Origin of the sequence: Helicobacter marmotae (genome assembly GCF_003364255.1) — a bacterium.
GTDB lineage: Bacteria > Campylobacterota > Campylobacteria > Campylobacterales > Helicobacteraceae > Helicobacter_C > Helicobacter_C marmotae.
This window is the reverse complement of record NZ_NXLR01000002.1, coordinates 190,612-206,006: the sequence shown is the minus strand read 5'-3', so window position 1 is coordinate 206,006 and position 15,395 is coordinate 190,612. Positions and strand designations below refer to the sequence as shown.

Genomic DNA, 15,395 nt, shown 5'->3' with positions numbered 1-15,395 from the left:
TGATATGCTAAGTCTTGATTGTATAGAGCAATGTGTAGAACATATTGGGGAGTGTGATATTCTTTGGCATGATTATACTTGTATTTATGAAGATAATATAGCACCGCAAAACACAAGCCTGCTTGAAAATTTAGGATTAAAGCAGAATGATGTAAAAGCACCATTAAAAGCACTAGATTTATGGAAGCATACAGATAGTTTCTCGTGTGTATGTATGGGAGTTTTTCATATATCGCTTTTTGAAAAACTCCGTTTTACTCCTACTATTCAAAGTGAAGATGCCCTCTTTGGTATGCTTGTGTTTGCTAAAGCCAAGAGTATTGAGTTTCTCAACAAACCTTTATATATTTATAGAATGCGCGCAAACTCTACAAGCGACCACACTTTAAGCCAAGCCACCCCGCTACGACCAACACCAGCCTACCTAAGTGACATCGCCTATACATTCTATAATAGCTACAAAATCAAACATTATCACTTCGCCTATTCTTGTGCCTACATTTGTCTAGGACTTTTAGAGTTTATATCTATACTTCATACTTGCCAAAACGAAAGCCCAGCCTACAAAGGCGCATTGAAAACTAAACTCATAGCCTTTTTACAATTAAGGGCAATGTATGCCTTTGGTGGAGTGAGCTTTGAATCTGATCCTAAAAATATACGAGCTTTACTCAAGCCCTTAGAACCTTATATGCAAAAATGCTCTTTTTCCATCAAGCTAGCCTACTATATGCCAAGATTGTATAGAATCTTGCGTTACTTAAAGCAGAGGTGTAAGGCTTTCTTACCTATTTCAAAGACTTAAGCGAAACTATCAAACTTTAATAGCCTATATTTTGTGGCAAAAGTCCCCTCTCCCTAGCGAAAAGCCATATCCTGTGCTCTATTCAAAAGCTCTTTTGCCCCCTTGTTAATAAAACTCTGGGCGAGGCTTTGGGCGAGGCTTTGGGCAGCATTTATATTATCTAGCGCTTCTCCAGCTAAGCATTCTTGCACACTCTCTTGTATATATTCACTTCCATCGGGTAAGCCCACAATAGCTTGCAAGCTAAGCTTTTTATCATTATATTGGGCATGCACGCCTATAGGGACTTGACAGCCCCCGTTGAGCGCTTGTACAAACGCCCTCTCAGCACTCACGCAAAGTGCAGTTGGCTCATGGGTAAGGCTAGCAATCTTATCAAAATAAATATGATCCTTGCACATTTCAATGCCCAATGCCCCCTGCCCCATTGCGGGTATCATAAATGCTAAAGGGGTGATATATTTCACATCTGTTGTATCTAAGCCAAGTCGCTTTATGCCAGCTTGAGCTAAAATAATTGCATCAAACTCCCCTTCTTTAAGCCTTTTTAAACGCGTTTGCACATTACCCCTTAAACTTAACGTATCCAAATCAGGGCGAAGCTTTTTAATCTGCATAGAGCGGCGAAGCGAGGTAGTCCCTACCTTAGCCCCTTTGGGCAAGCTATCAAAATCAGCATAAGCCATACTAAGAAAACTATCTCTACAATCCTCGCGTTCAGTAATAGCAGCTAAAGCTAAATTTCCCACAAAATCCACAGGCACATCTTTTAAGCTATGAACGGCTAAATCAATCTCTTTACCTAAAAGCTTTTCCTCTAACTCCTTGGTGAATAGCCCCTTGCCGCCGATTTTAGCTAATGGCACATCAAGGATTTTATCACCTTGTGTTTTAATAATGCTAATGCTTGATTCTATATGGCACTCATACTTTAGGCGTGCTTGAATATACCGCGCTTGCCACAATGCCAGCGCACTCCCGCGTGTGCCAATCACCAAGCTACTCATATTCTCTCCTTTTAATCCAATGCCTGCATAATGGCTTGAGATAAATGTCTATCTGCCTTAAGCTCTCTTTTTTGTAAGCCTTCGCGTAAAATAAACTCTACCTTGCCCTCACTCAAAGCCTTACCCACAATCAACGCAGAGTAAAAGCCCAAAAGCTCAAAATCTTTCATCTTTACGCCAAAGCGCTCATCACGTTCATCTAAAAGTACATCAACGCCTTGAGATTTAAGCTCTTCATATAATGTAAGGGCAAATTCATATTGTGTGCTATCTTTGGTATTTGAAATAATAATAGCTATGTCAAAAACACTCACTTCCTTACTCCACACACAGCCAAGCTCATCGCTTTTTTGCTCTAAAATCGCAGGGAGAATGCGTGAGATTCCAAAGCCATAGCAGCCCATAATCAACGCCTCTGCTTTACCCTCTTTATTGAGAAAGTGCGCATTTAGGGCTTGAGAGTATTTCGTGCCGAGTTTAAAAATATGCCCCACTTCTATACCTGCGCTATAGCATAGCCTTTGAGCACATTTGGGGCAGCAATCTCCCTCTTTAACAGCTGCTATATCAACATACTCCAAGCCTTCAAATGTGCCCAAATCCACACCCACTAAATGCCAATCTTTTTCATTTGCCCCACATATCAGCTCATTAGCGTCTTTTAAGCTTAAGTCAAAATAAATATGTTCTGATTGTGTAATATGTCTCAAACCATAAGGTCCTATAAAGCCAGCTTCAAGCCCAGCGGCTTTTATCTCCTCTATGCTTGCATCTTCTAAGGATAAAAATGTATCTTTTGCATTAAGGATATTTAACATTTTGGTATCTTCGCCCTCATCATCTCCACGAACGAAAAAGTAAGCCAATTCCGCGCTATTATCCGCTCGCACCGCCTTTTTGACAATGGCTTTAAGTATCCAAAATGTATCCACTTTGAAAAACTCACTTAAAGATTCTATAGTTTTCACTTCAGGGGTAAAAAAGCGAGCAAAAGCCGCCTTAGGAGGATTGCTATCATATTTTACTTCATTTGTTCTAGGTGCAGTGCGGGGCATTCTTTGAGCGATTTCAATATTTGCCCCATAATCGCAAGATTCACATACGACAATAGTATCCTCTCCGCAAGGGGCTAGCACCATAAATTCCTTGCTTCCGCTCCCGCCAATAGCACCAGAATCTGCCTCTACTACCTTAAACTCCACACCCATACGTTCTAAAATCCGCTTATATGTGAGCTCCATAGTTTGAAATTCTCTATCTAAATCCTCCCAAGAGCTATGGAAGCTATAGCCATCTTTCATAATAAACTCTCTTCCGCGCAAAAGCCCAAAGCGTGGGCGCAGCTCATCGCGGAATTTCGTGTGAATCTGATAGAGATGTACAGGGAGTTGTTTATAGCTTCTAATACTATTTTTAGCAATAGAAGTTACCATTTCTTCATGCGTGGGTCCTAGCACAAACTCATTATCTTTCCTATCCTTAAAGCGCAAGAGCTCTCTGCCATATTGCTCATATCGCCCAGATTCCCTCCACAGCTCTGATGGGGTAACAAATCCCATAAGAATTTCTTGAGCCCCACTTGCATTCATCTCTTCTCTCACAATATCTGAAACTTTTCTCAAAAGCTTTTCCCCTAGGGGCAGAAAATTATAAATACCACTTCCAATCTGCTGGATAAACCCGCCCCTCAAAAGGTATTGATGACTTTTCAAAGTAGCGTCTTTTGGCGTATCTTTGAGTGTGCTCACAAAAAGTTGAGAAAATTTCATAACATTCCTTTAAAAAGTAGTATCCCTCTCACATTTATAGCTATTTAGCATAACAATTTCATCATCAATATCAAACATACTTTTCATCGCCTCAATGATAGGATCGCCCTGATGGCTTTCACTCGCTTGCCTTAATCGCATAGTGGGCTGGTGCAAGAATGTATTAAAAGCCCCATGGAGAATCTTCTCCACATTATGGCGATATTCTGCTGGTAAAAATCCTTTTTTAATCGCCCGCTCAAGCTCTTTATGGGCAGATTCTTTAGCTAAAGCACGCATATGCTTAATCACAGGCTCAACACTCAAAGTTTGTAGCCAAGTAAAGAAATTACAAGTAAAAGCCTCTATAATTTTCTTCCCTGCTTTGGCACTCTCCTCCCTTGCTTGTTTATGCTCTTGCACAACTTCTTGTAAATCATCTACGCAAAATACCTCTATATTGTGATATGAGACAGATTGCATATCTCCTGATTCTATATCCCTAGGTAGGGCTAAATCAAACCAATAACGTTTGCTAGCAAGGGTATTTGGCATATCTTGGGTGATAACATAACCCTGTGCGCTTGTGGCGCTAAAAAGCAAGCTAAATTCATCTAAAAGTACCCTTAAATCCTCATAAGGGCGCACCACAATCTTATCTCCCCCTAATTCTAAGGCTAAGTTTTGTGCATTTGCATAAGTGCGACTAAGGAGCGTGATATGTGCTTTTAAATTTAATAAATGCTTGCATACTAAACGTCCCATTTCCCCACTGCCAATGACCAAAACAGGTAACGATTCTAAACTTTGATTATTTGCAGCCAATTTTTGAGCTGCCATAGAAACCGCTGTAGAGGCTACAGAAACGCTATGGGCTGATATTTCTGTTTGTTTGCGCACACTTGCGGCACATTTAAAAGCAAAGTGCATAAGACGAGTCATATCCTTCCCGCATAAAGAATGCTCAAAAGCCAGCTTATAAGCGCTTTTAAGCTGCCCTGTGATTTGCGTTTCTCCTATCACTAAGCTATCAAGGCTTGAAGCCACGCCAAATATATGATAGACCGCATATTCATTCAAACGTACAAGTGCTACTTGCTCTAATGTTTGAATTGCTATGCCACTCTTTTTAGAAAAACATTCATATATATGCTTTTTTGCGACTTTTGTATCATACACACTCAGATAAAGCTCTATGCGATTGCAAGTGCATAATAAAACACTCTCACAAATCACATCGCAGGCATTGACTTCTTGCAAAAATGGCACTATTTGCTCTTCTGGGATACTCAAAGACTCGCGCAAGGAAATATCTACATTTTTATGTGAAAAGCCAACCACCATATATTGCATTTGCATTTTCTCTTGCATACTAACTCCTACGATCAAGCATTTGCGTAATCATATCACGCAGGGTTTGATTATCTTGGCTAGCAATGGCTTGCAAGGCTTTATCAGCAAAGTTTTTAGCACATTGGAGGCTTTTAGCGATAATATCATTATCTTGCATTTGCGTTTTTATCCACTCCTCTTCTTTAGGGCTAAGATTCTTTGCATAATACGAGAGGAGCATTTCTTGTTTATCCTTTTGTAGGCATTCATATAGGTCCATATAAGGGAGTGTAGTCTTGCCCTCTCTAAAATCACTCATCGAGGGCTTACCCAAAGTGGAGGAATCTTGAGTAATATCTAAAATATCATCAATAATTTGAAAGGCAATACCCAAATTTTCTCCATACGTGCTATATATGTCCTTATCTAAACCCTTCAAAATCGCTCCAGATTCTGCCGCGGCAACTATAAGGGCAGCGGTTTTAAGCGAACACATATTGATATAAGCCTCCCTATTAGTATGAAAGCCATTTGAAAGCCTCACATCTTCAATCTCTCCTATTGAGAGGCGCGTTACCGCAAGGGATACACTTTGTGCGATATTCATATCGAGCTTACTTAACTCATAAAATGCCTTAGAATACAGCACATCACCTAGCATAATCGCATTTTTATTCCCAAAACGTGCATTAATAGACAAATCTCCCCTTCTTGTGCTCGCATTATCTATCACATCATCATGTAATAAAGAGGCATTTTGTATCATCTCAATTAAAGCACACACGCGCAACGCCTCTTCACTCACGCCACTAATAGCTAATAAAAGCTTAGAACGAAGCATTTTCCCATATTGCAAATGCTTGCATAAGGCGCTAATATGCTCATTTTGGCACTCTAAAATAAAGGTATTGATATAAGTTTTAATTTGCCCTATTGCGTGCTCCATATTCATATCCATGCTCATGATTGCACTCCTTGCAAAAGCCCCTCATCAAGCACCGCTACACCCGAGCCCTCAATATAAAGATTTAAATGCGCACTCTCTCCTTCAAAAGATTTAAAATACATCGTAAAATATGCTTGATTGCTTTGTTCTGCCCCTCCGAGCGCGATTTTATAGCAGTTGCGTTGATAATCTCTATATAAAAGGAATTGATGATTGAATTTATCATAGTTTAAATGCAGCACGAGGGCTTGGTTTTTAAACAAAGTCCAGCGGAAGCGGAGCTCTTTTTCTACATTGCCTACTTTGAAATGAGCCTTATAGACTTGCTCCTTTTTAAGCTCTACACTCTTCTCCCATAAATGCAAAGGCATCGCAGCAGAGAGTATTTCAAAGCAAAGTAAAAATGGGAAAAAGATTTTACTCAATATTTCACTCCTTAATATTTCACTCATGGTTACTCAATATATTTGCCATTGATTCTATAGCAAGGGCGTTTTTTGCCTCTTGTAAAATATGCAGTATCTCCTCATCAAAACGAGATTGCTCAAAAGCTAATTGCGCATCAACGCCACTTTTTTGCAAAAGTGCTTCATATACCACAATACGTTCAAGCAACGATTCAAGCTCCAGGGCTACAAGCGTGGGGGAGGCATTATGTATAACTTCATACCATTTCTCTAAAGGTGTGCCCTCAAAAAATGCGTCCATTTCTTACTCCTTATTGATTTTCATAGAATCTAATCTTGCTAAAACTGCCTGCGCATGGGCGTCAAGTGATTCGCATTGGGCTAGGGCTACACATGAGCTACCCACTTGTTTTAGAGCCTGCGCAGAAAAGGCGATAATAGAGCTTTTTTTCACAAAATGCTCCACGCTCAAAGGGGAAAAAAACCTAGCACTCCCCCCGGTTGGAAGCGTATGATTAGGACCAGCAAGATAATCTCCTATAGGCTCGCTTGAATACTCTCCTAAAAATATAGCCCCTGCGTGTTTGATATAAGGTAGCACTTCTGCGGGATTGAGAGTGAAAACCTCTAAATGCTCTGGAGCTAGGGCATTAGCAATATCTATACTCTCTTGCAAATTACGCGTATGTATCATCACTGCGCGATTTGCTATGCTTTTTTGCGCTATGGCGACTCTTGGCATAGAGGGGAGAATGTGCTCAATGTGAGATTTTACAGATTCTATAAGGGCACTATCATCACTTATTAAAATCGAGCTTGCCATTTCATCGTGTTCAGCTTGAGAAAGCAAGTCATAAGCGATATATTTTGCATTGGCGTGCTTATCAGCGATAATACCAATCTCACTTGGACCGGCTATCATATCAATATTCACCTCGCCAAATACATGCTTTTTCGCACAAGCGACAAAAATATTCCCCGGACCACTAATAGCATCAACCTTTTTAATCTCCTTTATGCCATAAGCCATAAGCCCTATAGCACTTGCCCCGCCGACTTTATATATCTCTGTAATACCGCATAAATGCAGTGCCCCAAGCAAAAGGGGATTAGGATTATTATGGGGTGTGGGAGAGCAAACTACAATTTCTTTTACCCCTGCTACAATCGCTGGAATGGCATTCATAAGAAGTGAGCTTGGATAGGCAGCCTTACCCCCGGGGATATAAAGCCCTGCACGTTCAATGGGAGTAACCTTGACTCCAAGGATATTGCCATTATCTTCACAATCAATCCAACTCTGTGGCTTTTGCTTTTGATGGAAAGCATAGATTCTATCGTATGCAAGTTTGAGGGCATTTTTCAGATCGCTTGATAGCTCATTATAAGCCTTTAGGCACATACTCGGGGTAATACATATATCCTCAAAACTATTTGCCTGCCAAGAATCAAAGCGAGCAATATGTGATTTGAGGGCTTCTAAGCCATTTGTGGCTATCTCATTAAGCAAGCCCTCTACAATTGAAGAGACTTCTTTCATATCCATTTTACCACGAGCTAAAACTGCTTTAAACTCACTCTCAAAGGATTTAGAAGTAACATCAAGGATTTTCATCATCTCCCCCATAATTATAAGATAAGTGGGAATTATATATGGCTACTCTAAATAGTTAAGAATCTTTATTTAGAGATAAACTTCAGTAGTAACTCCCATTATAAGGGGAGTGAGGGATAGAGGCTATATCTTTTGAGCACTTCCAAGTATGCCCATACGCTCTACCATAACTTGCACGACACTCTCCATAGCGGGAGTAAAAAATTTACGCAAGTCAAATTGCGTATTATCTGCATTGGCGACCTTACGCACTTGAGCGATAAAAGCTATACGCAAATCTGTATCGATATTGACTTTATTAATACCGCCCTTAATGGCTTCTTTTAAGAAATCAAAAGGCACACCTTTACTTCCTTTCAAATCTCCACCGCTGGCTAAAAATGCTTCTCGCACATATTCAGGGATAGCACTTGCCCCATGGAGTACAAGAGGGATATTTGTGCGTCTTTTTACTTCTTGAAGACGTTCAAAATCAAGCTTTGGCTCGCCTTTAAATTTAAAAGCCCCATGACTTGTGCCTATTGCAGGAGCGAGATAATCTACTTTTGTGGTTTTTACAAACTCCTCTGCTTCATCGGGGTTAATTAACACAGCGTCCTTTTCACTTACAGAAATATTATCCTCAATGCCCATAAGCCTCCCCAACTCCGCTTCTACGCTGACACCTTTAGAATGTGCGTATTCTACAACTTCTTGAGTAAGGGCAAGATTCTCATTAAAGGGGTGATGTGAAGCGTCTATCATCACAGAAGTAAAGCCCGCATCAATAGCATTTTTACATGATTGAAAACTCGTGCCATGGTCTAAATGCAAGGCAACAGGAATATGCGGATAACGTTTAGAGAGAATATGAACCATTCCAACTGCCATATCAATGCCCATATATTTAATCGCACCTTCACTTGCTTGGACAATAATAGGCGAGTTTGCTTGATTAGCCGCTATAAATATAGCATTAAGCATTTCAAAATTCACAAAATTAAATGCCCCAACGCCATAGCCTTCTTTATGCGCTTTAAGTAATATTTCACTCCCCGTGATAAGCATGCTTTCTCCCTATTTTGTAATTTCGATTTTAGCTTTTTGACGTAATTCTTGAATCTTTTGCATCATACCGCCTTGGATACTCTGCATTCTTAATTCATTTTCAATGCTTTTTTTGGCTTCATTATAAGGGATAATTTTAGGCTCACTCTTGCGTTCAAGATAAATCACGTGATAACCAAAAGAAGTATGCACAGGCTCTTTAGTATAAGTACCCGGTTTTAGCTCAAAAGCCGCTTTTGAAAAATCTGGGTTCATCATAGAACGTTGAAACACACCTAAATCACCGCCATTTTTTTGCTGTTTTGAAGCTGGATCTATGGATTTTTCATTAGCAAGTTGAATAAAACGTGCCTCTACCTTGCCTTTTGCAGCCTTATCAAGCTCTTTGATGATATTTTTTGCCTCTGCTTCATTATCTACAAGGATATGCCTTGCCTTGCCTTCTTGATTAATAAAAAGCCCCTCATTTTCTTGATAAATCTTGCGGATTTGTGCGTCATTAATGCTAGGGACTTGAATCTTGTCAGCTTGCTTTTTTGTCCATAAATCAATAAGGAGATTGTCTTTAATATTATTAACAATATCTGTGTATTCCTTAGAGTTTTCAAGCTTTTCTTGCTTGGCGGCTTTGAGGATAAGTTGGCGGTTAATAAGCTCATTAATGAGCGCATCTTTTTCCTGCTCACTTAGCTTAGCATAATCAAAATTAGGGATACTTTGCTTGAGTATCTCCATATCTTTATCTGTAATTGCTTTGCCATCAACTGTTGCATAGGTTTTTGCAGACAGCAATGACGCACAAACAAGTAAAACCCCCGCACACAAGTGCTTATTAAAATGTAACCTCATTGTTTCACTCCCTGTTTTAAGATCGATCTTTAAGATAGCCACGATTGTAACACTCAAAGCTAAATAGAGCGTAAGATTAAAGAAAGTTTATCACTTTAGCTCCTCTCTACAAGAGAGCTCTTTAGCAAATGCAATAGAAGCTCCAAAACTTGCATGAGGGCTAAGGATGGCGCAAATATGCTTATCAAAATGTGAAAATGTAGTACGCCCTAAAGCTAGGGCTTTATAGTGGCTATCCCAACCAAAATTCTCTACAAAGCTATGATAGGCACTTGGAGAGGGGAAAATAATAATGCTATGAGGTTTAGGTTTTAAGGATGATGGGAGCTTTTGATAGATATTTTCATACGCAAAGACTTGCTCAAATGAAATGCCATATGCTTTAAATATATTATCTAGCCCGGAGACAATCTTTTTAGCTCGCAAATAAAGCACATTACGTCCTTTTAATAGCGGGCAAATCTCTTCTCCAAATGCCCTCCCCTCCCCACTTTTACCGACAAACTCCACGCAAGCACCATATCCCTTAAGCACTTCCTCACTTTTAGGGCTAATAACAAAGCTTGGTATATGCTTCCAAGCACTTAAATGGGGGGAAGATTCACTTGACTTAGCAAGCGAATGTATCGCATAAGATGAAGTAAAGACAAGGGCATCAATGCCAAGAAGATTATGGGTAATAGGCAAAAACTCTATGCTATTAGTTAAAAGGCATTTGACCCCTTGTATTTCACGAGTTCCTGTGAGGATTACCTCATATCCCATAAATTGTCTTTAGGATTTATCTTAGATTTCTTGTGAGATTCCAAAAATACAGCCCTGCAAGACCGCTAAGAATAAGCACTATGCCTAAAATAAAGCTAATAAATGTAGCAAGCACTGCAGGGAAAAATACAAATAAAACCCCTAGCACGATATAAACCCCTCCCATAATCATAATGCCTGCTTTGAAGTTAGATTCCACAAAGGGGGCGATTTTGTAAGCATGAATACACCATAGCACACCCTTAAAAATCAACCATAAGGCAATAAGCAAGGGGATAAAGTTTTGAGCAATCTCCTCCCCACCAAAAAGCAATACAAGGGCAAAAATACACGAGAGAATGCCATCAAATAAAATCATTCCATAGCGGGCTTGAAGAAAGTAGATAATCTCACCAATACCGCTAAAAAGCATAATAAAGCCAACCAAATAAGCAAGCCATTGCATCGTATCAAGGGGGTTAGCAATACACACAATTCCCAAAATAATTAAAGAAATAGCTAAAGCCAGCCATAATACACGATTAAAGCGCATTTTTACTCCTTTTTGTCAGTCATATTTTTAGAAATAGCCAAAACTAAGCCAATAGCTATACAATTGGCAATGAGCGAACTGCCTCCATAACTTAAAAATGGTACTGCAATACCTTTAACAGGCGTAATACCAGAAATGCCAAAGGCATTAATAATTAATGAAAATCCCAGCAAAAGTGCCACACCCACGCAAAAAAGATAATGCGTCTTATCAGTAGTGCGATTAGCAATGCGAAAAATGCGCAAAAGCACGTAGCCAAAGAGCCCTATAATCCCAAATAATCCTATAAAGCCCAACTCTTCTGTAATGCCAGCTAAGATAATATCTGTATGCACATCGCTTAAAAACCCAAGCTTGATAAAGCCCTCCCCAAGCCCAGAGCCAAAGAATCCTCCGCTTGAGATAGCATTAGCAGCATGATAAATTTGATAGGGCTCAGGCAAGCCACTCACGCGGAGATTTTCAGCCCAGCCCTGCGGTAAAAGAGCCAATACAGAATCTTGTGCGCTTGCCCACCACGACTTGATACGTAAGATTCTATGCGGGCTTGTGATAATAGCTAAAAATGCCGTGCCAATCGTGCATAAAAAGATCACACCAAGCAAGCGCAAACTCCCTCCGGCAAAAAGTAGCATTACACCTAAGGTTAATGCCAAAAGCACTACCTGACCTAAATCATTTTGTAGCACAGCAATAAGCACGACTGCTACAATAAAAAGCACAAGATAGGGTATGAAAATTTTAATCTCATCTTTAATGGATAAATGCACATTACTTACAAATTTACGTGAAAAGCTCCACGCAAGAAAATACACAAAACCAATTTTAAAAAGCTCTGAAGGGGCTAAAGAAATCAAAGGCAGCCTAATCCAACGTTTCGCACCCCCTGCGGAGCTAATAAAGCTTTGAGGAAGAAAGTGCATACCCACCATAAGGATAATAGAAACAATAAAAATCAACAAACCAATGCGTTTAAAATACATATCTACATCAATGCGTGAAATAAGCCAAATAAGCAAAATTCCAAGAGAGGCGGCGATAAATTGACGGATAAAGAAATGAAAGGGAGAATAGTTATAAAAGCTCACAATATAAGCTGATAGAGAATATGACATCACTATGCCAATACAAATTAATAATATAACGGCATAAAAAAGCTTAGAATCTACCATAAAACCCACTTTATATAAAAAAGATTGAACAAACAAAAGCGCGATATTATCAAAACATAAGCAATATGCAAATGATTATATGTGCCCTAGCGCACATAATCTAAAAACTCCTTTTTAATCGCAGGTATGTCCAAAAGGGCATTTTGCGCCCTTGCATTGAGAGTTTTAAAGATCTCCTCTACACAATAGGCATCTAAGCCATAATCTTTGGGATTAGAAGAGATATTAAGTTTGGCAAAAAGCGTATCTATGGGTTGGGCAAAGACCTTTAGAGTGTCATTTATTTCTTTATCTGTGATATGTCGAAGCAATATAGGCAGAGAAAAACTGCAAGCTATGCCATGTGGGATATTAAAGCGCATAGTGATAGGATAGCTAATAGCATGTGCTAGTGCGGTTTGCGTTTGTGAAAATGCCAAACCTGCATAAATACTTGCTAGCATAACGCATTTGCGTGCATAAGTGTAATATGGGGCATTAATTGAGAGCGGGAGGGAGGAGATAATAAGCTCTATAGCCTTAAGGGCGTGCTGTATGGATATAGGGGAGGCATTTTTATTCCACATTGATTCTAAGGCATGAGAGAGTGTATCTAGCCCAGAAGCTAAAGCTATGGAAGTAGGCATATAAGAAAAAAGCTTTTGGTCATAAAAAGCAACTTTTGCATACAAAGCTTCATGCATAAGGGAATATTTTATATTTGCTGCCTTATCCCAAATAGTCGCCCATTTGGTAAGCTCACTACTTGTGCCCGCAGTAGTAGGGAAGCAAAAAATAGGCTTAGATTCTAAATGTGCTATATGTGAAATGGGCTTTAGCTCCCCTCCTTCTTTGTTTTCTTGCAAGCAAAGTTCGCCATTATGCGCACTTACCTCACAAGAGAGAGATAAAAACTTCGCACTATCAAGCACACTGCCTCCACCAAGGGCTATAATAGCCTCAAATCTGTTCCCTTGCTGCTTATGAATATGCTGCATAAATGAAAGCTCGGGATTAGGAGGGATATTCTCCACTATATGGCTTAGCCTATCACCCAAGGCTGTTTGTATTTGCTTAACGATATGGCGCTTTACCCAGCCTTTAGAGGTAACAAGCAAATATCGTTGATATGGCAAGCCCTTTATATACTCTAAGGCATCTTCTAAAGACATATCAAAATGTATTTTCACCGGATTAAAATATGTAAATTCATTCATCTTCTTCCTTTTGCTTTGCTATATAGTGCATAAGTCTTGCCCTCACTTCCTTTGGGGTAATCTTAGGACGACCTAAATTTGCCTTACTCCCCTTAGCAATGCGCAGATAGATAAAATAAGCCCCCTTCTCTTTAGAGCTTAAAAAGTAAGAAAGCGCCTTTTTAAAGCTCTGTAAATCATACGTTCTAAACACATGCCTATAGCCACAACTAAGTGCTATTGAAACAAAATCTACAAAGGGAGAGAGATTAAACTGCCCGCCTGTGCTATCGTGGCTTTGATTATCAAGCAAAATATGGCAGAAATTATCCCTATCCTTGCTGTAGTAGGCATTTGTACTTAAAGTCCCTAGCCGCATAAGCAAGGCAGAATCCCCATCAATAGCAATGACCTTTTGCTTTGTTTTTAGGCTTAAACCCAAGCTTAAGGCGCTCACACAGCCCATGGAGCCCACCATATAAAGCTGATTTGGAGTATCATTAATCTCATAAAGCTCCCTTCCGCATTTGCCTGTAGTGGCGCATAAAAGCGCCTTGTGCTTAAAACCTAAAGACTGGATAATCTCCAAAGCCTCTTGCCGAGTGCTATAGCTTAGAGGCTTTGGAGTACTCTCCTCTGTGTGCATATCATGCAAAATTCCTTTATCTTTATTGTGAAATGTATAATTTAATGGATTGTAAAGTAAATCCACTTTTTGAAATGTTTTATCCCGCACGATAAAAAACACACTCTTCCCGCCATCCAAAATCTCTAATGCCCTTAAAACCTGCTCTTTTGCGGCACTCAAATCTGCCTCCAAAAACATATAGCTTATCTCGCAGGTTTGCAAAAGCTTATCAGTAATCACGCCTAAAAGCTCATGCTGAGGCTCATCTGTGTTTTTACCATTCTCATCTCTCTCCCCGCGTAAAGACACAAAGCCCAAAATAGGAATATCAAAGGTATGATTGAGGCTTGTTAGAGGGCTTAGAGCATTGCTTAAGCCGCTATTTTGCATCAACACCACGCCATAGCCTAATTCAGCTTTTGACGATAAGGGCGGGGGCTGTGATGTATCACTGCAGCCATTACCCTCTATGTCAATTTGTCTTTTGGAGATAAATGGCGGAGTTTGTTTAGAATCTTTAGCGCACAAACTTATGCCGCTTGCTATAGCCACCGCGTCGCCCTCATTATTTGCCATAATAAAGGCATTTTCATTAATCGCATAATTTATTAAAGGCGCAAGATATGAGCAAGGCACGCCCACAAAATCCTTTAATCCCACACTTTGTAAAAACTTCCCAAATGCTTGTGTATCTAGCATAATGCTCCTTTTATGTTTTAATAATCGCTATGCTCAAATTATCTCCAATGGGGATTTTATAAATACTTCCCTCTTTCTTAGAGATAAATTCCAAAACCGCCTCTTTCACGCCCACATAACCTGCTGAAAAATACTCATGGACTAAAATCACACCACCCCTCACCATACGCGGGTAGAAAAACTCCAGCCCCGCTAAAATAGGCTCATACAAATCTGCATCAAGATTCACAAAGCAAAAATGCTCTTCCTCCACTCCCTTACTACTCTCTGGGAACCAACCTTTTTTCACTACACATTGCTCCCTATAAGGCATTTTACCTAGCACTAAATCTATACTCGTGTTTGCAAAATGCCTTTTACCTAAAGCCTTAGCCATTTGTGAGTCATTACTTATATCTTGTGCCCAAAAGCCCTCAAAAGTATCAAAAAGATATAGCTTTTTATGCGGGAAAGAGCTATTAATATATCTAGCAAAGTCACCTCTATACACGCCTAACTCTGCACATGCCCCGTCTAAATTGCCACACTCTTTTGCAAAATCCTCTAAAAATGCCACCCTTGCACGTACGCTTAACTCAATATAGCTTACATCAATCTTTTCTTTTGCTATGCCCATTTCTTGGAGTTGGCTACTTATTTCATAATACCCCGTAAAGGTGCCTACAATG

16 protein-coding genes are annotated in these 15,395 nt (G+C 39.7%); 1 reads left to right on the top strand and 15 read right to left on the bottom strand.

The window, feature by feature from the left end; all coding sequences use genetic code 11:
• Positions 1–805 (top strand): glycosyl transferase (locus CQA63_RS02320; RefSeq protein ID WP_244916260.1); only part of this gene is annotated, 805 nt, incomplete at its 5' end.
• A 53-nt stretch (positions 806–858) separates the two neighbouring features.
• Here the strand turns inward: CQA63_RS02320 and hemC are convergent.
• The 15 genes from hemC to CQA63_RS02245 all read right to left on the bottom strand — a co-directional run bounded on the left by hemC (position 859) and on the right by CQA63_RS02245 (position 15,343).
• The gene (hemC, locus tag CQA63_RS02315) at positions 859–1,812 is read right to left on the bottom strand and encodes a hydroxymethylbilane synthase (RefSeq protein ID WP_104700667.1); all 954 of its coding nucleotides are present in this window, start codon (positions 1,810–1,812) and stop codon (positions 859–861) included.
• Between the two features lie 11 nt (positions 1,813–1,823).
• Positions 1,824–3,581 carry a proline--tRNA ligase gene (locus CQA63_RS02310; protein WP_104700666.1) on the bottom strand — a complete coding sequence of 586 codons (1,758 nt, stop codon included), beginning with the start codon at positions 3,579–3,581 and terminating at the stop codon, positions 1,824–1,826.
• Between the two features lie 9 nt (positions 3,582–3,590).
• Entirely contained in the window at positions 3,591–4,931 is a 1,341-nt protein-coding gene (gene hemA / locus CQA63_RS02305) for a glutamyl-tRNA reductase (protein WP_104700665.1), read from the bottom strand.
• A 1-nt stretch (position 4,932) separates the two neighbouring features.
• On the bottom strand, positions 4,933–5,826 hold the full coding sequence (locus tag CQA63_RS02300; RefSeq protein ID WP_411710163.1) for a polyprenyl synthetase family protein: 894 nt from the start codon (positions 5,824–5,826) through the stop codon (positions 4,933–4,935).
• A 26-nt stretch (positions 5,827–5,852) separates the two neighbouring features.
• The gene (locus CQA63_RS02295) at positions 5,853–6,263 is read right to left on the bottom strand and encodes a hypothetical protein (protein WP_104700664.1); all 411 of its coding nucleotides are present in this window, start codon (positions 6,261–6,263) and stop codon (positions 5,853–5,855) included.
• A 19-nt stretch (positions 6,264–6,282) separates the two neighbouring features.
• On the bottom strand, positions 6,283–6,546 hold the full coding sequence (locus CQA63_RS02290) for a DUF2018 family protein (RefSeq protein WP_104700663.1): 264 nt from the start codon (positions 6,544–6,546) through the stop codon (positions 6,283–6,285).
• A 3-nt stretch (positions 6,547–6,549) separates the two neighbouring features.
• The gene (gene hisD, locus CQA63_RS02285; RefSeq protein WP_104700662.1) at positions 6,550–7,860 is read right to left on the bottom strand and encodes a histidinol dehydrogenase; all 1,311 of its coding nucleotides are present in this window, start codon (positions 7,858–7,860) and stop codon (positions 6,550–6,552) included.
• Between the two features lie 123 nt (positions 7,861–7,983).
• Positions 7,984–8,907, bottom strand: a complete 924-nt coding sequence (locus CQA63_RS02280) for a class II fructose-bisphosphate aldolase (RefSeq protein WP_104700661.1) — start codon at positions 8,905–8,907, stop codon at positions 7,984–7,986.
• Positions 8,908–8,916: 9 nt separating this feature from the next.
• Positions 8,917–9,756, bottom strand: coding sequence for a peptidylprolyl isomerase (locus CQA63_RS02275; protein WP_104700660.1), 840 nt, complete (start codon positions 9,754–9,756; stop codon positions 8,917–8,919).
• 90 nt (positions 9,757–9,846) lie between these two features.
• Positions 9,847–10,521, bottom strand: a complete 675-nt coding sequence (locus CQA63_RS02270; RefSeq protein ID WP_104700659.1) for a uroporphyrinogen-III synthase — start codon at positions 10,519–10,521, stop codon at positions 9,847–9,849.
• Between the two features lie 16 nt (positions 10,522–10,537).
• The gene (locus CQA63_RS02265) at positions 10,538–11,053 is read right to left on the bottom strand and encodes an HdeD family acid-resistance protein (RefSeq protein ID WP_104700658.1); all 516 of its coding nucleotides are present in this window, start codon (positions 11,051–11,053) and stop codon (positions 10,538–10,540) included.
• A 2-nt stretch (positions 11,054–11,055) separates the two neighbouring features.
• On the bottom strand, positions 11,056–12,225 hold the full coding sequence (locus CQA63_RS02260; protein ID WP_104700657.1) for a peptidoglycan glycosyltransferase FtsW: 1,170 nt from the start codon (positions 12,223–12,225) through the stop codon (positions 11,056–11,058).
• Positions 12,226–12,311: 86 nt separating this feature from the next.
• Positions 12,312–13,421: a phosphonoacetaldehyde reductase gene (locus CQA63_RS02255; RefSeq protein ID WP_104700656.1), complete on the bottom strand. Its 1,110-nt coding sequence runs from the start codon at positions 13,419–13,421 to the stop codon at positions 12,312–12,314.
• Complete coding sequence (locus tag CQA63_RS02250; protein WP_104700655.1) at positions 13,414–14,727, bottom strand: thiamine pyrophosphate-dependent enzyme; 1,314 nt, start codon at positions 14,725–14,727, stop codon at positions 13,414–13,416. The genes CQA63_RS02255 and CQA63_RS02250 overlap by 8 nt, the downstream gene beginning before the upstream one ends.
• 10 nt (positions 14,728–14,737) lie before the next feature.
• The gene (locus CQA63_RS02245) at positions 14,738–15,343 is read right to left on the bottom strand and encodes a TylF/MycF family methyltransferase (protein WP_244916259.1); all 606 of its coding nucleotides are present in this window, start codon (positions 15,341–15,343) and stop codon (positions 14,738–14,740) included.
• Positions 15,344–15,395: the final 52 nt, after the last annotated feature.